This window comes from Rathayibacter caricis DSM 15933 (assembly GCF_003044275.1).
Lineage (GTDB): Bacteria > Actinomycetota > Actinomycetes > Actinomycetales > Microbacteriaceae > Rathayibacter > Rathayibacter caricis.
In genome coordinates, this window is record NZ_PZPL01000001.1 from 209,503 (window position 1) to 230,295 (window position 20,793).

Consider the following 20,793-nt stretch of genomic DNA (forward strand, 5'->3'; position numbering starts at 1 on the left):
ACGCCCGGAAGCTAAACTCGGAGCCATGGCAGATTCAACGTTCGACGTCGTCAGCAAGGTCGACAAGATGGAGGCGGACAACGCCCTGAACCAGGCCCACAAGGAGGTCGAGCAGCGCTACGACTTCAAGAACGTCGGCGCCTCGATCGCGTGGAGCGGCGAGAAGATCCTGATCAAGGCCAACACGGAGGAGCGCGCGAACGCGATCCTCGACGTCTTCCAGTCGAAGCTGATCAAGCGCGGCATCAGCCTCAAGAGCCTCGACGCCGGCGAGCCCTTCGCCTCGGGCAAGGAGTACCGGATCGAGGCCACCCTGAAGGACGGCATCGACCAGGAGCACGCGAAGAAGATCAACAAGCTGATCCGCGACGAGGCCCCCAAGTCGGTGAAGTCGCAGATCCAGGGCGACGAGCTGCGCGTCTCGTCCAAGAGCCGCGACGACCTGCAGGCGACGATGTCGCTGCTCCGAGGCGCCGACCTCGATCTCGACCTCCAGTTCGTCAACTTCCGCTGAGGCGTGCTGAGCACAGGAGCACGCGCATGAGCGTCGGCATCGACGAGCCCGACCGTCGGGGCCGCACCGGCCTCGACCAGGAGGGCTACGACCTCACCGGCAACCCGGACGTGGTGGTGAAGCGGGTCACCCTGCTCTCGAGCCACTGGTACGTGCTGCGCACGACCGAGTTCGAGTACCGCCACCGCGACGGCCGGGTGACCACCGAGCACCGCGAGACGTACGACCGCGGCAACGGGGCGGCCGTGCTGCTCTACGACCTCGAGGCGCGGACGGTCGTGCTCGTGCGGCAGTTCCGCTACCCCACCTACGTCAACGGCAACCTCGACGGCATGCTGCTCGAGGTGCCCGCCGGGCTGCTCGACGAGGACGGGCCCGAGGAGGGCGCGCGCCGCGAGGCGTCGGAGGAGACCGGACTCGAGGTCGGCCGCCTCGAGCACGTCTTCGACTCCTACATGAGCCCCGGCTCGATCACCGAGATGCTGCACTTCTACGCGGGGCGCTACCGCGCAGGCTCCCGCGAGGGCGCCTTCGCGGGCCTCGCCGACGAGGGCGAGGACACCGAGGTCGTCGAGCTGTCGTTCGACGAGGCCCTGACGCAGATCGGCGTGCAGATCGTCGACGCGAAGACGATCATGCTGCTCCAGTGGGCGGCGCTGCGCGGCCCGTTCGCCCGCTGATCGGGCGGTCGGCCGGGAGGTAGCCTCGCGCCCACCGCTCGATCTCGGCGTACGCCCGGGCTCGGATGCGCGGGGCCGACAGCACGACGTCGTGCACCGCGCCCTCGATCCGGGCGATCGTGATCGTCGTTCCGAGCGTGGCGGCCCGCTCGCCGATCGAGCGCACGTCGAGCGCCACGTCGGCCGAGCGCATCTCGTCGCTCCACCACGGCAGCAGCACGCTGCGGGAGGAGAGCAGGGTGAGCACCGGCATCCGCAGGTTCAGGCCCCGCTCGACGCGGCGGTGCCCCGCGAGCACGGCCGTCAACCAGGCCGGGCTGACGGGGAAGCCGCGCTCCGGACGCCAGGCCGGGTCGTACTCCCACTCGCCCTCGAGCGTCGCCGACACCGTGCGCGAGTAGAAGCCCTGGTCGATAACCGGCAGCGTGCCGTGCGGAGCGACGCGGGCGCGCAGCATCATCCACGGCGCGAGCATCTGCCTCCCGACCGCCCGCGCCTGGAACTCGAGCCAGGGGCTGTTGAGCACGAGTGCGGTGAGCTCCTCGGGGTGCCGCGCGGCCCAGAGGCTGAGGGTGAGGCCGCCGGTCGAGTGGCCCATCAGCACGAGTCGCCGGCCGCGGTGACCGTGCTCCCCCATCACCGACCGCGCTGCCGCGATGTCCTCGTCGTAGACGGCGAGATCGGAGGCGAACCCGGGGGTCTGGTGCGGGCGCAGGCTGCGGCCGTACTTGCGCAGATCGAGCGCGAAGAAGCGGGCCCCGAGCCCGTGCCAGAACTCGGCCAGCCCCGTCTGGAAGAAGTAGTCGCTCCAGCCGTGGACGTAGAGCACGTCGATGCCGGACGCCGGCCCCCGCCAGCGCGGCGCGACCGGACGATGGCGGACGAGCGTGGCGACGACCTCTCCCTCGTCGTCCTCCCCCAGCGGGAGCGTCCGCTGCTCGAAGCCGGCGCCGAGGACGTCCGGCCGCCACTCGCCGCTCAGGACGCGTACGCCTTCAGGGCGCGGGCGGTCAGGGTCGACCCGTCGGCGACGAGGGCGCTCGGCGGACCCTCGAAGACGATCGAGCCGCCCTCGTGGCCGGCGCCCGGGCCGACGTCGATGATCCAGTCGGCGTGGGCCATCACCGCCTGGTGGTGCTCGATCACGATCACCGAGCTCCCGGAGTCGACCAGCCGGTCGAGCAGTCCCAGCAGATTGTCGACGTCGGCGAGGTGGAGCCCTGTGGTCGGCTCGTCGAGGAGGTAGACCGCGCCCTTCGACGCCATGTTGATCGCGAGCTTCAGCCGCTGCCGCTCGCCGCCCGAGAGGGTGTTGAGCGGCTGGCCGAGCGTGAGGTAGCCCAGGCCGACGTCGACCAGTCGAGCGAGGATCGTGTGCGCCGGACCGGAGCCGAAGAACTCGGCCGCCTCGACGATCGGCAGCGACAGCACCTCGTGGATGTTCAGGCCGCGGAGACGGTACTCGAGCACCTCCGCGGTGAACCGCTTGCCCTCGCACTCCTCGCAGACCGACGAGACCGTGGCGGCCGGGCCCAGCTCGGTGAAGATCAGGCCGGCCCCCTTGCAGACGGGACAGGCTCCGGCGGAGTTGGCGCTGAACAGCGCGGGCTTCACGCCGTTCTCCTTCGCGAACGCGGTGCGGATGGCGTCGAGCACGCCGGTGTAGGTGGCCGGGTTGCTCCTGCGGGAGCCGCGGATCGGCGACTGGTCGGCCACGACCACTCCGGGGCGCTTCGCCAGACTGCCGTGCAGGAGGGACGACTTGCCCGAGCCCGCGACTCCGGTCACGACAGTGAGTACCCCGAGCGGCACGTCGACATCGACGCCGCGCAGGTTGTGGGTCGCGGCACCGCGGATCTCGGCGAACGCCGTCGGGCGGCGCACCGACTCCTTGAGCGGGACGCGGTGGTCGAGGTGCTCGCCGGTGAGGGTGTCGGAGGCGCGCAGCCCCTCGACGGAGCCCTCGTAGCGGATCTCGCCGCCGTGCGCGCCGGCCCGCGGCCCGAGATCGACCACGTGGTCGGCGATCAGGATGATCTCGGGCTTGTGCTCGACGACCAGAACGGTGTTGCCCTTGTCGCGGAGGCGCCGGAGCAGCTCGATCATGCGCGAGACGTCATGCGGGTGCAGGCCCGCGGTCGGCTCGTCGAAGACGTAGGTGATGTCGGTGAGGCTCGACCCCAGGTGCCGGACCATCTTGACGCGCTGCGCCTCACCTCCCGAGAGGGTGCCCGACTCGCGGTCGAGCGAGAGGTACCCGAGCCCGACCTGGACGAGCGAGTCGAGCGTGCCGAGCAGGGTCTCGACGATCGGGGCGACCGAGGGGTCGTCGACCCCGCGCAGCCACTCGGCCAGGTCGGTCGCCTGCATCGACGAGCACTCGGCGATGTTCCGGCCGCCGATGCGGGAGGAGAGGGCGGCTCCGGTGAGCCGCGCTCCCCCGCACTCGGGGCAGGCGGCGAAGGTGGCCACCCGCTCGGCGAACGCGCGGATGTGCGCCTGCGGCGACTCCTTCGCGAGGTAGAGCCGGGTGACCTTGACCACGAGGCCCTCGTAGGTCATGTTCATGCCCGCGATCGCCATCTTGGTGGCGGGGCGATAGAGGAACGCGTCGAGCTGCTCCGGAGTGAACTCGGCGATCGGGACGTCGGCCGGGTACAGGCCGGATTCGGCGAGCCCCTTCCAGTACCAGCCGCCGACGACGAAGTTGGGGATCGCATCGAGCGCGCCGCCCTCGAGGGACTTCGAGCGGTCGAAGAGGGCGTCGAGGTCGATGTCGGAGGCGCGGCCCGTGCCCTCGCAGCGCGGGCACATGCCCTCGGGCAGGTTGAACGAGAACGCGCCGCTCGTGCCGACGTGCGGGTCGCCGATCCGGCTGAAGAGGATCCGCAGCATCGTGTAGGCGTCGGTCGCGGTGCCGACCGTGGAGCGGCCGTTTGCCCCCATCCGCTCTTGGTCGACCACGATCGTGGCCGAGAGCCCGTCGAGCGACTCGACGTCGGGCCTGGCGGGCGAGCCCATGAACTGCTGCAGGAAGGCGGAGTACGTCTCGTTGATCAGCCGCTGCGACTCCGCGGCGATCGTGCCGAAGACGAGCGAGGACTTGCCCGAGCCGGAGACGCCCGTGAAGACCGTGATGCGGCGCTTGGGGATGTCGACGTCGACGCCGCGCAGGTTGTTCTGCCGGGCGCCCCGCACCCGGATCACGTCGTGGGGCCCCGGCTGCGTCGTGCTCGTCATCATGTCCCCGTCCGTCCCGCCCTCGTGGCTGCCCGCAGTGTACGGGAGCCCTCCGACATGCACGAGGACCCCCGGCATGCACCGGAGGGTCCTCGTCGACGCGGGCGGATCGGCCCGCGACGGGCTCAGTCCGAGACGAGCTCGGCGCGCGAGATGGCGATCATGTCCTCGCGGGGGACGACCTTGACGCGGGCGCGTCCCTCCGGAGCCCCGAGCGCCTGCTCGTGCTCGTCGAGGCGGTGCCAGCCCTCGAGGTCGGTGTACGCGATGCCGCGCTCGTCGAGCAGCCCGACGATGGCCGACTCCTCGGGGTGCGCGGGGGTCCACCACGACGCCTGGTCGCGCAGCACGTGGCCCACGGTCTCCATCGCGTCGGACTTGGTGTGACCGATCAGGCCGACCGGGCCGCGCTTGATCCAGCCGGTCGCGTAGACGCCGTGGACCTGCTGGTCCTCGTCGTCCAGAACCTGGCCCTCGCGGTTCGGGATCACTCCGCGCATCTCGTCGAACGGCAGGCCGTCGAGCGGGGAGCCGAAGTAGCCGACCGCGCGGTAGACGGCCTGCACCGCGACCTCGCGGATCTCGCCGGTGCCGCGCACGCCGCCCTCGCCGTCGGGCTCCGTGCGCTCGTAGCGGATCGCGGCGACGCGGCCCTGCCCGTCGTCGACGAACTCGAGCGGCTTCGCCCAGAAGTGCAGGTGGAGGCGACGGGAGGCGCTGCCGGTCTCGCGGGTGCGCCACTGGTTCAGGACACGGTTGATGACCATGACCTGCTTGTTGGTCTCGATCGCGGCCTGCGAGGCGGGGTCGAGCACGAAGTCCTCGTCGTGGACGATCATGTCGACGTCGCGCAGCTCGCCGAGCTCGCGCAGCTCGAGCGGAGTGAACTTGACCTGCGCGGGTCCGCGGCGGCCGAAGACGTGCACGTCGGTGACGGGAGAGGCCTTCAGACCCTCGTAGACGTTCGGCGGGACCTCGGTGGGCAGCAGGTCGTCGGCATGCTTCGCGAGCATCCGCGAGACGTCGAGCGCCACGTTGCCGTTGCCGATCACCGCGACGGAGGAGGCCTCGAGCGGCCAGGTGCGCGGCACGTCGGGGTGGCCGTCGAACCAGCTGACGAAGTCGGCCGCTCCGTACGAGCCCTCGAGGTCGACGCCGGGGACGTCGAGCGGGGCGTCGCGGATCGCTCCCGTCGAGAAGATCACCGCGTGGTAGTGGCGCTTGAGGTCCTCGAGGGTGAGGTCGGAGCCGAAGTGCACGTTGCCGAAGATGCGGATGTCGCCGCGGTCGAGGACCTCGCGCAGGGCCGTGATGATGCCCTTGATGCGCGGGTGATCGGGCGCGACTCCGTAGCGGACGAGACCGTAGGGAGCCGGCAGCTGCTCGAACAGGTCGATCGAGACGTCGTACTTCTTCTCGGCCTTGATCATGAGGTCGGCGGCGTAGATGCCCGCGGGCCCCGCACCGACGATGGCCAGCCTGAGCTTGGTCATTGCGTTCCTCCTGCCGGGGCGCCGTGGCGCACGTCCGGTCTCATTTCCTGCGGCGCAGGGAGCGCCGCGACGATCGGGTTCAGCCGTTGCGGTCGACGACCGTGTCCGCGAAGCGCGTGAGCGCCTTGCGGACGGAGCCGTCGGGCAGCGGGGCGAGAGCGGCGACGGCCTCGTCGGCCCAGCGGTGGGCCTCGGCGAGGGTCTGCGCCGTCACATCGTGGTCGCGCAGCTGCGCGATGGCGTCGGAGATGTCCGCGTGCTGCTCGTCGGTGTGCGCGATCTCGTCGTTCGAGCGGCTGACGTAGCTCTCGATCCGGGCGAGGAGCTCGGCGGCACCGCGGTCGGAGGCGGCGCGCTCGCGCAGGCGGAGGATCGGCAGGGTCGAGACGCCGGCGCGGATGTCGGTGCCCGGGTTCTTGCCGGTCTCCTCGGGCTGCGGGGACAGGTCGATCACGTCGTCGACGATCTGGAACGCGACGCCGATCTTCTCGCCGAAGACGCGCATCGCCTCCTCGTACTCGGCGGGACCCTCGGCGAAGACGACTCCGGTGCGCCCGGCCGCAGCGATCAGCGAGCCGGTCTTGTCGGCGAGCACCGAGAGGTAGTGCTCGACCGGGTCCTCCCCCTCGGTCGGCCCGACGGTCTCGTGCAGCTGACCGAGGACGAGGCGCTCGAACGTGTCGGCCTGGAGGCGGATCGCGCGATCGCCGAGCTCGATCATGAGCTGGTTGGCGCGGGCGAAGAGCAGATCGCCGGTGAGGATCGCGACGTTGTTGCCCCACACGGTCTGGGCGGAGGGGACGCCGCGGCGCTTCTCCGCCTCGTCCATGACGTCGTCGTGGTACAGCGACGCGAGATGCGTGATCTCGATGGCCTGGGCGCCCAGCAGCACCTGCGGGGTGTTGCCGCGGCCCAGCTGCGCGGCGAGGAGCGTGAGCATGGGGCGCACGCGCTTGCCCCCGGCCTCGAGGAGGTAGCGCGTCGACACGTCGGCGACCTGGTCGGCGAAGGACAGCTGGTGGACCAGCCCCGTCTCGACCTGCTCGAGCCCCTCGTCGATCGCACGCGCGAGCGAGCGGTCGGATGCGGTCGAGAAGATGCGCTCGGAGAGGCCGAGCTGCGCCGTCAGGGACGGGCTGCGGCGGGCGACGGGCGCAGTGGCGTTCACACTGAAACCCTAACGTCTCGGCCTTCGAGGCCCCCGGGTGTCATGAGGTGGCGACGATCGGCTTGATCCCGCGGTGCAGCGCGACGATGCCGAAGGTGAGGTCCTTGTAGGCGACCCGCTCGAAGCCGGCGGCGCGGAGCCAGGACGCCACGACCTTCTGCTCGGGCCACGCACGGATGGAGTCTCCGAGGTAGTCGTAGGCCGGGTCGTTCGAGGACGCGAGTCCGACGATCGCGGGCATGATTTTCGCGAGGTAGAGGTCGTAGGCGGCGGCGAGGAGCTTCTGCGGCGGAGTCGAGAACTCGCAGATCACGACGCGGCCGCCCGGCTTCACGACGCGGAAGAACTCGGCGAGCGCCGTGCGCGGCTCGGCGACGTTGCGCAGGCCGAACGAGATCGTGACGGCGTCGAACGACTCGTCCTCGAAGGGCAGGTCCATGGCGTCGGCCTGCACGAACTCGATCCGGTCGTCGCCCGCCTGACGGGTGCGGCCGACCGCGATCATCCCCGGCGAGAAGTCGGCCGCGACGACGTGCGCGCCCGAGCGGGCGAGCGAGGCGGAGGAGGTGCCCGTGCCCGCCGCGACGTCCAGGATCCGCTCGCCCGGCGCCGGATTCACGGCTCGGGTCGTGGCGATGCGCCACAGGTGGTCGTTGCCCGCCGAGAGGACCGTGTTGGTCAGGTCGTAGGCCGGTGCCACCGTGTCGAACATGGCGGCGACCTCGTCGGGGCGCTTGGTGAGGTCTGCCTTAGTCACGATCAACGAGTCTAGAGCGGGCGGCGGGGCGGCGGCTGTGCATCCGCCCCCGCCGGAGCGTTCCGGGAGGACGTGCGGGACACCGGAACCGCCCAGCTCCGCCTAGCGGGCGGCTCCGGCGCGGATCACAGTACCGGCGCGGATCCGGCGGGCGAGGGCGGGGCGTGGGACGTCCGCTCCTCTGGCGCTCCTCGCGCTGTCTGCACACCCTCCCGCTCCGAGCGGCCCCGTCCAGCCGCGGGCGTACCCTGGGGACGTGACGCTCATCGGCGCCGGGGCTCCCCCTCTTCACGTGGGAACGACCCCGCTGGACTCCCCCGCAGCGCTCCCCTCTCTCGCGGACCCGCGGCGTCCCCTCCTCTGGCAGCGCAACGGTGCCGGGCTGGTAGGACTCGGTGAGGCGCTGCGTCTCGAGTTCTCCGGGCCGGACCGCCTGCGCGAGGCGGCCGACGCGTGGAAGGTGCTGTCCGCCTCCGCCGAGGTGGACGACCCGATCGGACTGCCGGGGACGGGGCTCGTCGCCTTCGGGGCGTTCGCTTTCTCGGGCCGATCGTCGGCCACCAGCGTGCTGATCGTGCCGCGGACGGTCGTCGGGTCCCGCGGGGGGCGCTCCTGGGTCACGAGGATCTCCTCGGAGGGCGCTACCGGCTCGGAGCCGACTGCCGCGCGGCCGTTCGGGGACGAGTACCGCGTCCCGCTCCTGCCGGGCGCGATGACTCCCGACGGCTACCGCTCGGCGGTGGCCTCGGCGGTCGGCAGCATCCGCGCGGGGGCGCTCGAGAAGGTCGTGCTCGCCCGGGACCTCCGCGGGCGCCTGCCCCGCGGGGCCGACCTGCGGCGGATCCTGGTGGAGTTCGCGAGCACCTACCCCGACTGCTGGACCTTCGCCGTCGACGGCTTCGTCGGCGCGAGCCCGGAGACCCTCGTCGGGGTCGATCACGGAGCGATCACTGCGCGGGTCCTCGCCGGTACGAGTGCGCGCGGAACGGATGCGGCGGCCGACGCGGCGATCGCGCAGGCGCTCCTCGAGAGCACGAAGGACCGCTCCGAGCACGCCTTCGCGATCGCGAGCCTGCTCAGGGAGCTGCGGCCGCACACCTCGTCGCTCAGCACGAGCGGCGAGCCGTTCACGTTGAAGCTGCCGAACCTGTGGCACCTGGCCACCGACGTGCGCGGCACGCTCGGCGACGCCTCCACCGCGCTCGACCTGGTCGACGCCCTGCACCCGACGGCCGCCGTCGCCGGCACGCCCACCGGCACCGCGCTCGAGCTGATCGACGCGCTCGAGCCGTTCGACCGCGGCCGCTACGCCGGCCCCGTGGGCTGGATCGACGGTCGCGGCGACGGGGAGTGGGCCGTGGGCCTCCGCAGCGCCCAGATCGCTCCGGACGGCGCGGTCACAGCCTGGGCCGGCGCCGGCATCGTCGCCGACAGCGACCCCGACGCCGAACTCGCGGAGACGCGGATCAAGTTCCGTCCGGTGCAGGACGCTCTGAGCTGAGCGTCACCGGGCCTCCTCGACCCGGCACGCGCAGCGGTCACTCCTCGCGGAGTGGTGACGGCGGATGGTCCGATCCGAGTCGTGGAACAAGTGCCGCAGCTGTCGCCGACGGCCGCGTCGTGATGCGACGGCCTGTCGGCGTCGTCCAGTCCGCGACCCCGTCGGAATGCAGGACGTACGTCCAGCGGTCCCCGTGTCGGACGTGGTGGTGCGCGACGCAGAGCGAGGCGAGGTTCGAGGGTGTCGTCTCGCCGCCGTTCCGCCACTCGATGGTGTGATCGGCTTCCGCGGCGGTCGCCGACCGGGTGCAGCCCGGGAATCGACAGGTCCGGTCCCGCAGTCGGACGAGCAGGCGCATCGGCGGAGGCGGCGTGCGGTGCGCTCGCCCGACCGAGACGATCACGCCCGTCCTCGGGTCGGTCCGAACCGGGGTAAATGTCGCGTCCGCTCCGACGAGATCGCGGGCGGCGTCGGCGGGGACGAGCCCGTAGCCGTCCAGATCGACCGCGGCGTCGTCGGATCCGGAAGCGGTGGCGTCCGACATCATCAGCCTCACCTCGGCGCGGATGCCGGGCGCGAAGGTCGTGGAGAGCTCGTCGGACGGAACCGTACCGGCCACCTCGCCGTGGCACAGCAGGTCGCCGAGCGCATCGGCTCGCAGCTGCGCGAGAGTGCGCAGGTCCTCGTCGCAGCGGAGCTCGCGGGCGATCCTGTCGAGGCGTGTCAGGGCGCCGACCGCGATCGGCGCCGGTAGGCGGGCGCAGAGCGTCGCCATCCCGTCATCGTCGGACGTGATCCACACCGACCTGTCCGCTCGAGCGCGTGCGTGCCGCTCGGCGAGCGGCTGCTCGTGCAACTCCTCTCGCAGCTGCGCGAGCGCGCGCCTCAGCTGCGTCGGGGTCATCGCGACGGCGAGCTCTGCCGCGCGGGCGTCGAACTCGGCGCGGGATCGGGGCGGGAGGGTGGCCGCGACCGAGCAGACGATCCTGCCCGCTTCCCATCGCATCCGAGCCGCGCCGAGAGAGGCGCGCGTCCGCGGGAGCTCCTCGACCAGCAGCCGAGCGTGCTCGATCTCGCGCGAGGCGACCCGCTCGGACACCTGCAGCACCACGGCGAACTCGGCTCGGATGGATCGCTCCACCAGGCCGGGCGACTCGCTCCGCCCGCGTGCGAACCATTCCGGGCAGGCGAGAGCCGCCACGTAGCCCGCGTGCAGCGCTTCGGCGGCCGCGAGCAGGACCGGCGCGGCACTGAGCGCCAGCTCGGCCGCGCGGTCGCCGTGCGCCCGAACCTCCCGCAGCGCCGCCTCCGCTGCCCCTGTTCCTGCCATGCGCCGAGTCAAGCCGGGTCCGCCGCAACCCGTTCCGCCCGGTCACGGATCAGTGGAAGAACGTCGTACCGTCCCCTTGGGGAGGAGCGACGCCATCGTCCCGATCGACCGTGCTCTCAGCGCCCCAGCGGGATCTCCACGATCCCCGGCCCGTCGCCCGGCGCCGTCAGCGCCTGCTCCAGCTCACCGCGCGTCGAGACCCGCGAGTACGCCCATCCGTATGCCCGCGCCAGCGACTCCAGATCCACGGACTGCGGAGTGAACTGCACCCGGTCGAACGCGTCCGGGGCAGAGCTCGACGCGACCTCCAGGCCGTCGAAGATCGTGCCTCCCCCGTCGTTCACCACGACGAGCTGCACGCGCGGCCTCCGCTCGCCGGGGGCGAGCATCAGCCCGCCCGCCTCGTGCAGCAGCGTGAGATCGCCGAGGACGACACGCGTCACTCCGGCGGCCCCCCGCTCGCCCGCCTGCGAGGCCACGGCGATGCCGAGCGCGGTCGAGACGGTCCCGTCGATCCCCGCGAGGCCGCGGTTGGAGTGCACGGTGATCTTCTTCCCCGGCAGCGACCCGTCGGCCACGCGGATGAGGCGCGAAGCCCCGAAGAGCAGGCGGTCGTGCGGCCAGGTCACGCGCCAGACCGCTGACACCACGAATTCGCGGGTCAGCGGCGCGCGCACGGCGGCGAGGGCGTTGCGGGCGAAGCCGCGGCGGTCCTCCAGCGACATCGTGCCGCCGTCGGCGACCTCGGGCAGGGCGTCGGGGTCGACGACGAGCGCGCGGCTGCGGAACACCCACGACCCGGCCCAGGCGCGCTCGGCGCGGTCGGGGCGCGGCGAGTCGGAGGGGCGCTGCACCTCGATCCCGGCGACCCGGCGCGCACGGCGGCCCGGGTTGTAGAACTGCGGGCGGCCGCGGTCGACGACGATCACCTCGACGTCGTCCCGGCGCAGGAGCTCCGGCACCTCGCGCGAGAGCGTCGGGTGGCCGAACACGATCGCGCGGCGGACGCGTCCGCCGAAGTCGGCCTCACCCAGCAGCCGGCGCCAGGCGACGACGAGCTGCGGTCCGAAACGGGCGCCGGAGGAGACCTCGGCGAGCAGCGGCCAGTCGCCCGCGCGCGCGACGGCCTCCGCGACGTCGCCCGCCTTGTCTCCGGCGATGACGACCGTCAGCGGCTCGTCGGGACCGGCGGCGACCCGCTCGACCTCCTCCGAGGGCCCTGCGGCGAGCGGCTCGGCCGCCGGCGGGATCTCGAACTCCGGCAGGCGCGAGGACAGCGGATCGCGGAACGCGAGATTCAGGTGCACCGGCCCGCCCGGATGCAGCGCCGCCGAGAAGGCGCGGTCGGCGAGCGCCGCGGTCTCCTCCGGCAGCGACGAGGGCCCGGGCGCGGCGACGTCCTCGAACAGCCGCACGGCGCGGCCGTACAGCTCGCGCTGCTCCGTCGTCTGGTTCGAGCGGATGCCGCGCAGCTCGTCCGGGCGGTCGGCGGTGAGCACGATCAGCGGCACGTCCGAGGCGTCCGCCTCGAGCACGGCGGGGTGCAGGTTCGCGGTCGCGGTCCCGGAGGTGGTCATCACCAGCGCGGGCAGCCCCGTCTCGAGCGCGAGCCCGAGGGCGAGGAATCCGGCCGAGCGCTCGTCGACGCGCACGTGCAGGCGGATCGCTCCGCGGGTCTCGAGCTCGGCGGCGACGAGTGCCAGGGCCTGCGACCGCGATCCGGGAGCGACGACGACGTCGCGGACGCCGAGCGCGACGAAGCGGGTGAGGAGGTCGACCGCGGAACGGGTGGAGGGCGCGACCGGGGGGTGCTCAGGCATCCCGTCGGCCGGGGCCGTCGGACTTGTCGGGGTCGTCGAGGTCGGCCAGGTCGCGCTCGAGCTGGGCGATGCGCTCGGCCTGCTCGCGCTCCTTCTCGGGATCGCGCTCCTGGCGGATCGTGCCGAGGAAGTCGGGGTCGTCGTCGGGAGCCGTGAAGCGCCGGCCCGCCGAGCGGTCCTTGCGCGGTCGCCCGATCCAGAACCACAGGCCCGCGCCGATCAGCGGCAGCAGGAGGACGACCAGGATCCAGGACCACTTCGGGATCGCGCGCACCGCGTGCCGGTTGCTCATCGCGACGTCGATCACGGTGTAGACCGTGAAGACGGCGAGGGCCACGAGCAGGCCGATGAAGAGGCGGATCACGGAATTCAGTCTACGTCCGCACGCTGTTCGCCGACCGGGCGCTCGGAGGCTGGACAGGAGCCTCCCGGGGTGCTCACGGACGGGTGTGCAGCGGTCCTCGCGCAGGGGCCCGACGTACACTGTCCCGGTGAAACTCAGCCGCGCCGTCGTCGTCTACTCGCTCCTGCGTCTGGCGATGTTCGCCGGTGTCTTCGTGCTGGTGTACCTGCCGGCGCGCACGTTCCTCGACTCCGATCTCACCGCCGCGGTGACGGCGGGAGTGATCGCCGCCGTCGCGAGCATGTCGCTGTCGTACATCGTGCTGCGCAAGCCCCGCGAGACCATCGCGCAGGCGATCTACGAGCGTCGCAAGGACGTGCCGCGCGCTCCGACCGACGACGACATCGAGGACGCCGCCGTCGACCGCTCGCGCGAGGAGCGCTAGAAGCGAGGAACGCCGGCGCAGCGCCTCAGAACGCGAGCGCCGCCGCGAGGATCGCCGCGTAGGCGAGCCCGCCCAGGCTCGTCAGCTGCAGCGCCAGGATCAGCTCCTTCGCCGTGCGCGCCGTCAGGGTGATGAGGATCGCCGGCAGGATCGCGAGCAGCACGAACAGTGTGAGCCACGCGAGCGGGTAGAACAGCGCCAGGATCACCGAGATGCCGAACGGCACCAGCACGAACGCGCTGTAGAGCGCGCGGGCCACGGTCGGTCCGACGATCACGGCGAGCGTGCGCTTGCCCGAGGCGCGGTCGGTGGGGATGTCGCGGATGTTGTTGACCATCAGGACCGCGCAGGCGAAGAGGCCCGCGGCGACCGCGCCGAGCCACGACTCCTGGTTGGTGCGGCCGATCTGCACGAAGGTCGTGCCGACGGTGGCGACGAGGCCGAAGAAGACGAAGACGAAGACGTCGCCGAGTCCGAGATAGCCGTAGGGACGGCGTCCGCCGGTGTAGAACCAGCCGGCGGCGATCGCGGCGGCGCCGACGAGCAGGAACCACCAGTGGCCCGAGAGCACGGTCAGCACGAGGCCCGCGAGGGCGGCGAGGCCGAAGAAGACGAGCGCGACCGTCAGCACGTGCTTCGGCTTCGCGGCTCCGGAGCCGGTGAGGCGCGAGGGGCCGACGCGGTTCGCATCGGTGCCGCGCACGCCGTCCGAGTAGTCGTTCGCGTAGTTCACGCCGATCTGCAGGGCGAGCGAGACGGCGAGGCAGAGCAGGGCGCGCACCCAGTGCCAGCCCTCGTCGGTGACCTGCGTGGCTCCGGTGCCGATGAGCACGGGAGCGATCGCGAGCGGCAGGGTGCGCAGGCGCGCTCCGGCGATCCACTCGCGCGCGCCGGCCGGCGCCACCTGGACCTTCTGCGGGTTGCCGCCCGGACGGCCGCTCCGGGGCTTCGCCTGCGGCTTCTTCTTGCGACTCGTACTCGACACGGAGGGAATCCTACCGAGACGCCTCAGTCCGCGGTCGCGGCGAGGCCCTCCAGCGCACGGCGGTCCGGCTTGCCGGAGGCGAGCAGCGGCACGGCCTCCACGCGCACGACCGCGACGGGCCGAGCGACCCGGCCGAGAGCCTCCTGCACGACCGCCCTGACCTCGGCGAGCACGGGGACGGGAGCCGCGGCGGTCACGACGACCGGCACCTCGCCCCACTCGGCGTCGGCCCGGCGCACGACGACCGCGTCGGGGACGGGGCCGTCGCGCAGCACCTTCTCGACCGCGTCGAGCGAGACCTTCTCGCCGCCCGAGACGATCACGCGGTCGAGACGGCCGGTGACGCGGAGTCGACCGTCGACCAGCTCGCCCGCGTCGCCCGTCCGGTACCAGCGCTCCCCCGCGACGCTGCTGAAGGCGGAGGCGGTGCGGTCGACGTCCAATCCGCCGTCGGCGTCGAGGTAGCCCTCGGCGAGGGTCGGGCCGCCGAGCAGCACCTGGCCGTCGTCGATCCGGACGCGCACGTCGCGCAGCGGCGACCCGTCGTAGACGCAGCCGCCCGCGGTCTCGCTCGATCCGTAGGTCAGGCGGACCTGCACGCCCAGCGCGGCGGCACGCTCGCGCAGGGGTCGCGGCGCCGCCTGTCCGCCGATCAGCAGCGCGTCGAAGGAGCGGAGAGTCGCGGCCTCGGCCGGATCCGCCTCCGCTGCGTCGAGCAGCCGCGCGAGCTGCACCGGCACGAGGGAGGAGTATCGCCTCTCCCCCGCGGGCATCGTGCGCGCGAGCGCCAGGAACGCGAGCGGATCGAAGTGCCCCTCCGGCAACACGACGGGATCGGCGTCGGCGGTGATCGAGCGCACGAGCACCTGCACGCCGGCGATGTAGTGCGTGGGGAGGCACAGCAGCCAGCGGCCCGGTCCGCCGAGCTCGGTGAGGGTGGCGGCGGCGCTGGTCAGCAGCGCCCCGGTCGCGAGAGCGACGCGCTTGGGCGGACCGGAGGAGCCGGAGGTCTCGACCACGACGGCCACGCGCTGCGGGACCACCGCGGCGACGACTCCGGACGCTCCGGGCGCGGCGACGCGGATCGCCGGGCCGCTGCCGTCGAGGGCGGCGCGCAGGGCGATCAGCACCCGCTCCGGAGCGGAGTCGACCGCGATCAGCTCCCGGGTCATGCGCTCAGAACTGCCACGGGAACGGCGACCAGTCGGGATCGCGCTTCTCGAGGAAGGAGTCGCGGCCCTCGACGGCCTCGTCGGTGCCGTAGGCGAGGCGCGTCGTCTCGCCGGCGAACAGCTGCTGGCCGACGAGTCCGTCGTCGACCGCGTTGAAGGCGTACTTGAGCATGCGGATGGCGGTGGGCGACTTGGTCAGGATCGTCTCGGCCCACTCCAGCGCCGTCGTCTCGAGCTCCGCGTGCGGCACGACCGCGTTCACCGCGCCCATCTCGTACGCGCGCTGCGCCGAGTACTCGCGGGCGAGGAAGAACACCTCGCGGGCGGCCTTCTGCCCGATCTGGCGGGCGAAGTACGCCGAGCCGTAGCCGGCGTCGAACGACCCGACGTCGGCGTCCGTCTGCTTGAAGCGGCCGTGCTCGGCCGAGGCGATCGTGAGGTCGCAGACCACGTGCAAGGAGTGGCCGCCGCCCGCCGCCCAGCCGGGGACCGCCGCGAGGACGACCTTGGGCATGAAGCGGATGAGGCGCTGCACCTCGAGGATGTGCAGGCGGCCCGAGCGCGCCGCGTCGATCCCCTCGGCCGTCTCGCCGTCGGAGTAGCGGTAGCCGTCGCGCCCCCGGATGCGCTGGTCGCCGCCGGAGCAGAACGCCCAGCCGCCGTCCTTCGGGCTCGGGCCGTTGCCGGTGAGGATCACGACGCCGATGCGCGGATTGATCCGCGCATCCTCGAGGGCGTTGTAGAGCTCGTCGACCGTGCGCGGCCGGAACGCGTTGCGCACCTCCGGGCGGTCGAAGGCGACGCGGGCGATGCGCCCGGTGCGGTCGTGGTGGTAGGTGATGTCCTCGAGAGCGTCGAAGCCGCGGACCGGCTCCCACCGGCTCGCGTCGAACAGCTCGGAAACCTGCGTGCTCATGCCCTCGACCCTACTGTCGCGGGCCGAGCGGACGCCGGGGCCAGCAAGACGTGGATCTCGAGACGCGCGCTCCTCGATCAGCACCCTTGCTGGTCGAGTAGCCGCCGCAGGCGGCGTATCGAGACCAGAGCCCGGCAGCACGCGAAGAGGGACCCCGCGTACGCGGGATCCCTCTGTCGTCAGTGCTGCGGAGTGCTACTTCGCGGTGGAGGTGCGGCGGTTCTCGGCCGACACCATCCAGGCGAACTGCTCCAGGCTCTGGATGATCGCGTGCAGGAGGTCCGCGCTGGTCGGGTCCTCCTCGTCCACCTGGTCGTGCACCTCGCGCATGGTGGCGGCGGTGTTCTCGAGGCGGATGGTGACGAGGTCGACCGTCTCGGCGGTGTCGATCTCGCCGTGCGGGTACTCGGGCAGCGTGGTGGTCGCCGCGACGGTGTCGCTGCGGCCGTCCGGGATCCCGTGCAGCGCGCGCATGCGCTCGGCGATGTCGTCGCTGAACTCGCGCGCGGCCTCGATGATCTCGTCGAGCTGCAGGTGCAGGTCGCGGAAGTTCTTGCCGACGACGTTCCAGTGCGCCTGCTTGCCCTGCACGTGGAGCTCGATCAGGTCGACGAGGACGATCTGGAGGCTGTCGAGCAGCTCCTTCGAGGCCTTGAAGCCCTTCTCGGCGTTCTGACGACGGCTGGTCTTGGCTCCGGAGCCGGCGGGGGCTTCGACGTGGCGTTCGAGGGTGGTGGTCATGGACCATTCCTTTCTCTTGACGGTGTCGGGGTGATCCCCTCCATCGAGTGTGACTGCTGTGGCTGGACGGCGCCCGGACGGGGGCCGTGAGCGAAGGGGGGTTGACTCCGGGCGCGCAGGACGGCTCAGATCGTGGCGACGGACCCGGAGTCGACCCGGTAGTTCGACCCGTTCACGAACGAGGCGCGGTCGGAGCAGAGGAACGCGATCACGGCGGCGACCTCGTCGGTCTCGCCGCGGCGCTTGAGCTCCATGTACGGCCGCTCCTCGTCGAGGAACGACGAGATCGCCTCGTCGGTCGACGTGCCGCGCTGCTCCGCGCGCTTCTGCATCATGGCGTCGGTCATGGGGCTGCGGATGAACGCGGGCGAGACCGCGTTCACGAGCAGGCCCTCGAGGGCGTACGAGCGCGAGAGGCCCTTGGCGAGGGCGAGCACGCCGGCCTTCGCGGCGCAGTACGGCAGCTCGTCGTCGTAGGGCTGCACCGCGTCCTCGGAGGCGACGAGCACGAGGCGCCCCCATCCTCCGTGACGCAGGTCGGGGAGGAACTCGCGCACCAGCCGGACCGGCCCGAGCAGGTCGGTCTCGAGGGTGCTGGTCCAGCCCTCGTCGTCGATCTCGTGGAAGAGACCCTGGGCGCCGGTCACTCCGGCGCTCTGCACGAGGATGTCGATCTCTCCGACGGCCTCGGCGACCTTCGCGTGGAGAGCGGCGAGCTCCTCGACGCTCGTGACGTCGGCGGCGAAGGCGTGCAGGCGTCCCTCCGGTGCGTCGAGCCCTGCGGCTGCGGCGTCGAGCTTCTCCTGGTCGCGGTCCGAGATCACGACGGTCGCCCCCTCCGCGAGGAGGAGCGTCGCGGTGGCGAGTCCGATGCCGGAGTCCGCTCCGGTGACGAGGGCGGTGCGTCCGGTGATTCCTAAGTCCATGCCTCCGGTCTACGCTCCCCCGCCCGAGCCGCTCAACGACTTGCGCCGAACACCTCCACAGGTCTACCGCGCGTGGGGGTGTCGATCGCGAAGACGCCGCCCGAGAGCGGGGAGTCGACGAGCTGCTGCTCCTCGAGCTTCTCGCGCGCGGTGCCGACGAACAGCGTCGAGAGGTCTGCGCCGCCGAAGCCCAGCCCGGTCACGTTCGGCGCGGGGATCGCGATCTCGTCGAGGAGCTCCCCCTCGGGGCTCCAGCGCAGCACGGCGCTCTCGCCGTTCGCGCCGGTCCAGAAGCAGCCGTCGACGTCGAGCGCGAGTCCGTCGAACGAGCGGCCGACGAGGAACGGCTCGGGTTCGCCGAGCTCGTCGCCGTAGGAGCAGCGGAAGACGGTCGAGACGCTCGTGTCGGTGAAGTAGAAGGTCGCGCCGTCGTCGGACCACTCGAACCCGTTCGCCACTCCGAAGCCGCCGAGCAGCGTCTCCAGGCGCCCGGAGGCGTCGATCCGGTAGAGCGCGCCGTCCTGCTCCTCGGTGGTGAGGTTCATCGATCCCGCGACGAAGCGCCCGGAGGGGTCGCACTTGCCCTCGTTCATCCGGAGGCCGGCGTGCAGGTGCTCGATCGGAGCGAGCTCGCGCTCGATCGCGAAGGCGTCGTCGAGCAGCACGATCCGGTCGCCCAGGGCCGCGACGAAGCCGCCCCCGCGCGCCGGCTGGAAGGATCCCAGCGGCGCCTCGACGGGCACGACCAGGTCGTCGGAGCCGTCGACGGCACCGTCGATCGCGCTCGCGTGGATCGTGCCGGTCGAGATGTCGCACCACAGCAGTCGGCCGTCGAGCCAGAACGGGCTCTCGACCAGGATCGCCCTCGTGTCGCGGAACAGCCGTGCAGTCAGCTCGCTCATGAACTCCTCCTCTTGCCGCTCCCGGGCTTCCTGGCCCCGGGCTTCCTCGACCCGACCTTCTCGGGCGCGAGCTCCTCGATCGTGATCGCCGCGTTGACGAGCGCCAGGTGGCTGAGGCCCTGCGGGAGGTTGCCCCAGAAGGCCAGGTCGTCGGTCGCGACCATCTCGGACATGATGCCGACGTCGTTGGGCAGGGTGGCGACCAGCTCGTCCATCAGCGCGATCGCCTCGTCGTGCCGCCCGACGCAGGCGAGCGCCGACGCCAGCCAGAACGAGCAGGCGACGAACGGATGCTCCTCGCCCTCCATCCCGGAGTAGCGGAACATCAGCGCGCCGCGGCCGAGCTCGCCCACCAGGGCGTCGATCGTCGAGATCATCCGCTCGCCGCGCTCGTACCCGCTCGGAGCGTGCAGCAGCACCGAGGCGTCGAGCTCCGAGGAGCCCGGGTACATCACGTACGAACCCAGATCGTCCGACCAGCAGCGCTCCTCGATCCACTCGCGCAGGCGGTCGCGCTCGAAGCGCCAGCGGTCGGGGCTGCCCGGGATCTGGCCGAGCTCGGCGAGGTGGACGGCGGCGTCGAGCGCCTGCCAGCAGCCCATCTTGGAGGACGTGTAGTGCTGCTCCTCCTCGAGCTCCCACATGCCCGCGTCGCGGTTGCGCCAGAGGTCGCAGGTGGTGTCGGCGACGCGCGAGAGCAGCCGCCCGGTCTGGATGTCGAGCACGTTGCCCGAGTCGACGTAGATGCGGCAGATGTCGAAGAGGTCGCCGAAGACGCCGAGCTGCAGCTGGTTCTGCGCGCCGTTGCCCGAGACGACCGGTCCGATGCCGGCCCAGCCGGGCACGTCGTACTCCGTCACTCCGGAGGGCAGGGACCCGTCGAGGCCGTAGAAGATGTGCAGGTCGGGGCCGTGCTCCTTGATCGTGCGCAGGAGCCACGACAGCGCCGCGTGCGTCTCCTCCCGCAGTCCGAAGCGGACGAGCGCGTGCGCCGTGTAGGCGGCGTCGCGCACCCAGGCGAAGCGGTAGTCCCAGTTCTTGCCGCCGTTCGGCGACTCGGGGAGCGAGGTCGTCGCCGCGGCCGCGATGGCACCGGTGGGCGAGTAGATCAGCAGCTTCAGCGCGAGGGCGCTGCGCTGCACGGCGTCGGCCCACGGGCCGTCGTAGGAGAACTCCTCCGACCAGGCGCGCCAACTGCGGATCGTCCGGTCGATGCCCCGGTCGACGTTGTGCGCGTCGGGGAAGTGCAGCGGCTCGTCATGGGTGGCCGAGACCACGAGGACGTGGCGGCTGGGCTTCTTCCCGCCCGAGACGGTGAAGGACCCGGTGAGCTCGTCGCCTGCTCCGGAGGGGGCGTCGTCGCCGTCCGGTCCGTGCTCCTGACCGGTGACGCCGATCGTGACGTCGCCCGCGCGGATCAGGGAGCGGCCGTCGGCGTTCTGGATCCACGGCGAGACCGTGCCGAGGCCGGTGCCGGGACGGACGGCCCAGCGCATCCGCACCTCGCCCGTCACGCCGTCGACCCGGCGGGCGAGCTCGGCCCACGGGAGGCGGCCCGCGATGCCGGTCACGAGGGCGTCGGTGACCGTGACCGAGCCCTTCTCGGTCGTGAAGGTGGTCTCGAGGACGTTCGTGTCCTGCAGGTAGCGGCGGGTGACCTCCGCGGGATCCTCGGGCCGCAGCTCGACGCAGCCGCCGGACTCCGGGTCGATCAGCGCGGCGAACGCGGGGGTCGAGCCGAGGTCGGGCACCGGCAGCCAGTCGACGCTGCCGTCGCGCGCGATCAGGGCGACCGTCCTCCCGTCGCCGATCGCCGCGTAGTCGCGCAGGGGTCTGGTCGCTCGGGGTTCCGCCATGCCC

Annotated in this window: 19 protein-coding genes; 4 read left to right on the forward strand and 15 right to left on the reverse strand. The window is 72.0% G+C overall.

The features are described 5' to 3' along the window. The first annotated feature begins 25 nt into the window (after positions 1-25). Both C1I63_RS00990 and C1I63_RS00995 read left to right on the forward strand, forming a co-directional pair. A complete protein-coding gene (locus tag C1I63_RS00990) occupies positions 26-514 on the forward strand; it encodes a YajQ family cyclic di-GMP-binding protein (RefSeq protein WP_055790527.1) in 489 nt (162 codons plus the stop codon). A gap of 26 nt (positions 515-540) precedes the next feature. After that, on the forward strand, positions 541-1,194 hold the full coding sequence (locus C1I63_RS00995) for an NUDIX domain-containing protein (RefSeq protein ID WP_107573426.1): 654 nt from the start codon (positions 541-543) through the stop codon (positions 1,192-1,194). Here the strand turns inward: C1I63_RS00995 and C1I63_RS01000 are convergent. The 5 genes from C1I63_RS01000 to ubiE all read right to left on the reverse strand — a co-directional run bounded on the left by C1I63_RS01000 (position 1,148) and on the right by ubiE (position 7,852). Then, positions 1,148-2,023: an alpha/beta hydrolase gene (locus tag C1I63_RS01000; RefSeq protein WP_244906941.1), complete on the reverse strand. Its 876-nt coding sequence runs from the start codon at positions 2,021-2,023 to the stop codon at positions 1,148-1,150. The two genes, C1I63_RS00995 and C1I63_RS01000, sit on opposite strands and share 47 nt — an antisense overlap. A 149-nt stretch (positions 2,024-2,172) precedes the next feature. Next, positions 2,173-4,434 (reverse strand): ATP-binding cassette domain-containing protein, encoded by a 2,262-nt coding sequence (locus C1I63_RS01005; protein WP_170116414.1) that lies wholly within the window; start codon positions 4,432-4,434, stop codon positions 2,173-2,175. Positions 4,435-4,559: 125 nt separating this feature from the next. Further along, complete coding sequence (locus C1I63_RS01010; RefSeq protein ID WP_107573427.1) at positions 4,560-5,927, reverse strand: FAD-dependent oxidoreductase; 1,368 nt, start codon at positions 5,925-5,927, stop codon at positions 4,560-4,562. Between the two features lie 79 nt (positions 5,928-6,006). Further along, on the reverse strand, positions 6,007-7,095 hold the full coding sequence (locus C1I63_RS01015) for a polyprenyl synthetase family protein (RefSeq protein WP_055790515.1): 1,089 nt from the start codon (positions 7,093-7,095) through the stop codon (positions 6,007-6,009). Positions 7,096-7,135: 40 nt separating this feature from the next. Beyond that, positions 7,136-7,852, reverse strand: coding sequence for a bifunctional demethylmenaquinone methyltransferase/2-methoxy-6-polyprenyl-1,4-benzoquinol methylase UbiE (ubiE, locus tag C1I63_RS01020; protein ID WP_211315540.1), 717 nt, complete (start codon positions 7,850-7,852; stop codon positions 7,136-7,138). Positions 7,853-8,108: 256 nt separating this feature from the next. Between ubiE and C1I63_RS01025 the strand changes: the two genes are divergently transcribed. After that, a complete protein-coding gene (locus C1I63_RS01025; RefSeq protein ID WP_425326968.1) occupies positions 8,109-9,353 on the forward strand; it encodes an isochorismate synthase in 1,245 nt (414 codons plus the stop codon). Positions 9,354-9,390: 37 nt separating this feature from the next. On the opposite strand, the gene C1I63_RS01030 is transcribed toward C1I63_RS01025, so the two are convergent. From C1I63_RS01030 to C1I63_RS01040, 3 genes are all read right to left on the reverse strand, one after another. After that, positions 9,391-10,683: an HNH endonuclease signature motif containing protein gene (locus tag C1I63_RS01030; protein WP_107573429.1), complete on the reverse strand. Its 1,293-nt coding sequence runs from the start codon at positions 10,681-10,683 to the stop codon at positions 9,391-9,393. Between the two features lie 116 nt (positions 10,684-10,799). Beyond that, the gene (gene menD, locus C1I63_RS01035; RefSeq protein WP_107573430.1) at positions 10,800-12,503 is read right to left on the reverse strand and encodes a 2-succinyl-5-enolpyruvyl-6-hydroxy-3-cyclohexene-1-carboxylic-acid synthase; all 1,704 of its coding nucleotides are present in this window, start codon (positions 12,501-12,503) and stop codon (positions 10,800-10,802) included. After that, positions 12,496-12,867 carry a PLDc N-terminal domain-containing protein gene (locus tag C1I63_RS01040; RefSeq protein WP_107573431.1) on the reverse strand — a complete coding sequence of 124 codons (372 nt, stop codon included), beginning with the start codon at positions 12,865-12,867 and terminating at the stop codon, positions 12,496-12,498. Before C1I63_RS01040 ends, menD begins: the two co-directional genes overlap by 8 nt. Positions 12,868-12,994: 127 nt before the next feature. Here C1I63_RS01040 and C1I63_RS01045 point away from each other — a divergent pair, with 127 nt between their 5' ends. Next, the gene (locus C1I63_RS01045; RefSeq protein ID WP_055790499.1) at positions 12,995-13,291 is read left to right on the forward strand and encodes a DUF4229 domain-containing protein; all 297 of its coding nucleotides are present in this window, start codon (positions 12,995-12,997) and stop codon (positions 13,289-13,291) included. A 25-nt stretch (positions 13,292-13,316) separates the two neighbouring features. Here the strand turns inward: C1I63_RS01045 and C1I63_RS01050 are convergent, their stop codons facing one another. The 7 genes from C1I63_RS01050 to C1I63_RS01080 all read right to left on the reverse strand — a co-directional run bounded on the left by C1I63_RS01050 (position 13,317) and on the right by C1I63_RS01080 (position 20,789). Beyond that, positions 13,317-14,276 (reverse strand): 1,4-dihydroxy-2-naphthoate polyprenyltransferase, encoded by a 960-nt coding sequence (locus C1I63_RS01050; protein WP_056868074.1) that lies wholly within the window; start codon positions 14,274-14,276, stop codon positions 13,317-13,319. Between the two features lie 23 nt (positions 14,277-14,299). Beyond that, positions 14,300-15,448, reverse strand: coding sequence for an AMP-binding protein (locus C1I63_RS01055; RefSeq protein WP_107573432.1), 1,149 nt, complete (start codon positions 15,446-15,448; stop codon positions 14,300-14,302). A 4-nt stretch (positions 15,449-15,452) separates the two neighbouring features. After that, the gene (locus tag C1I63_RS01060; protein WP_056868076.1) at positions 15,453-16,364 is read right to left on the reverse strand and encodes a 1,4-dihydroxy-2-naphthoyl-CoA synthase; all 912 of its coding nucleotides are present in this window, start codon (positions 16,362-16,364) and stop codon (positions 15,453-15,455) included. Positions 16,365-16,559: 195 nt separating this feature from the next. Then, complete coding sequence (locus tag C1I63_RS01065) at positions 16,560-17,105, reverse strand: Dps family protein (protein ID WP_055790487.1); 546 nt, start codon at positions 17,103-17,105, stop codon at positions 16,560-16,562. A gap of 125 nt (positions 17,106-17,230) precedes the next feature. Continuing rightward, entirely contained in the window at positions 17,231-18,031 is an 801-nt protein-coding gene (locus C1I63_RS01070; RefSeq protein ID WP_107573433.1) for an SDR family NAD(P)-dependent oxidoreductase, read from the reverse strand. Positions 18,032-18,063: 32 nt separating this feature from the next. Next, positions 18,064-18,933, reverse strand: a complete 870-nt coding sequence (locus C1I63_RS01075; protein ID WP_107573434.1) for an SMP-30/gluconolactonase/LRE family protein — start codon at positions 18,931-18,933, stop codon at positions 18,064-18,066. Beyond that, on the reverse strand, positions 18,930-20,789 hold the full coding sequence (locus C1I63_RS01080) for a glycoside hydrolase family 15 protein (protein ID WP_107573435.1): 1,860 nt from the start codon (positions 20,787-20,789) through the stop codon (positions 18,930-18,932). Before C1I63_RS01080 ends, C1I63_RS01075 begins: the two co-directional genes overlap by 4 nt. Positions 20,790-20,793: the final 4 nt, after the last annotated feature.

Excerpts from the sequence above, each read along its gene's own strand:
- C1I63_RS01060 (WP_056868076.1), bottom strand. The coding sequence starts at position 16,364 with ATGAGCACGCAGGTTTCCGAGCTGTTCGACGCGAGCCGGTGGGAGCCG.
- C1I63_RS01005 (WP_170116414.1), bottom strand. The coding sequence starts at position 4,434 with ATGACGAGCACGACGCAGCCGGGGCCCCACGACGTGATCCGGGTGCGG.
- C1I63_RS00995 (WP_107573426.1), top strand. The coding sequence starts at position 541 with ATGAGCGTCGGCATCGACGAGCCCGACCGTCGGGGCCGCACCGGCCTC.
- C1I63_RS01055 (WP_107573432.1), bottom strand. The coding sequence starts at position 15,448 with ATGACCCGGGAGCTGATCGCGGTCGACTCCGCTCCGGAGCGGGTGCTG.
- C1I63_RS00990 (WP_055790527.1), top strand. The coding sequence starts at position 26 with ATGGCAGATTCAACGTTCGACGTCGTCAGCAAGGTCGACAAGATGGAG.
- C1I63_RS01065 (WP_055790487.1), bottom strand. The coding sequence starts at position 17,105 with ATGACCACCACCCTCGAACGCCACGTCGAAGCCCCCGCCGGCTCCGGA.
- C1I63_RS01010 (WP_107573427.1), bottom strand. The coding sequence starts at position 5,927 with ATGACCAAGCTCAGGCTGGCCATCGTCGGTGCGGGGCCCGCGGGCATC.
- C1I63_RS01080 (WP_107573435.1), bottom strand. The coding sequence starts at position 20,789 with ATGGCGGAACCCCGAGCGACCAGACCCCTGCGCGACTACGCGGCGATC.
- C1I63_RS01070 (WP_107573433.1), bottom strand. The coding sequence starts at position 18,031 with ATGGACTTAGGAATCACCGGACGCACCGCCCTCGTCACCGGAGCGGAC.
- C1I63_RS01030 (WP_107573429.1), bottom strand. The coding sequence starts at position 10,683 with ATGGCAGGAACAGGGGCAGCGGAGGCGGCGCTGCGGGAGGTTCGGGCG.
- menD (WP_107573430.1), bottom strand. The coding sequence starts at position 12,503 with ATGCCTGAGCACCCCCCGGTCGCGCCCTCCACCCGTTCCGCGGTCGAC.
- C1I63_RS01075 (WP_107573434.1), bottom strand. The coding sequence starts at position 18,933 with ATGAGCGAGCTGACTGCACGGCTGTTCCGCGACACGAGGGCGATCCTG.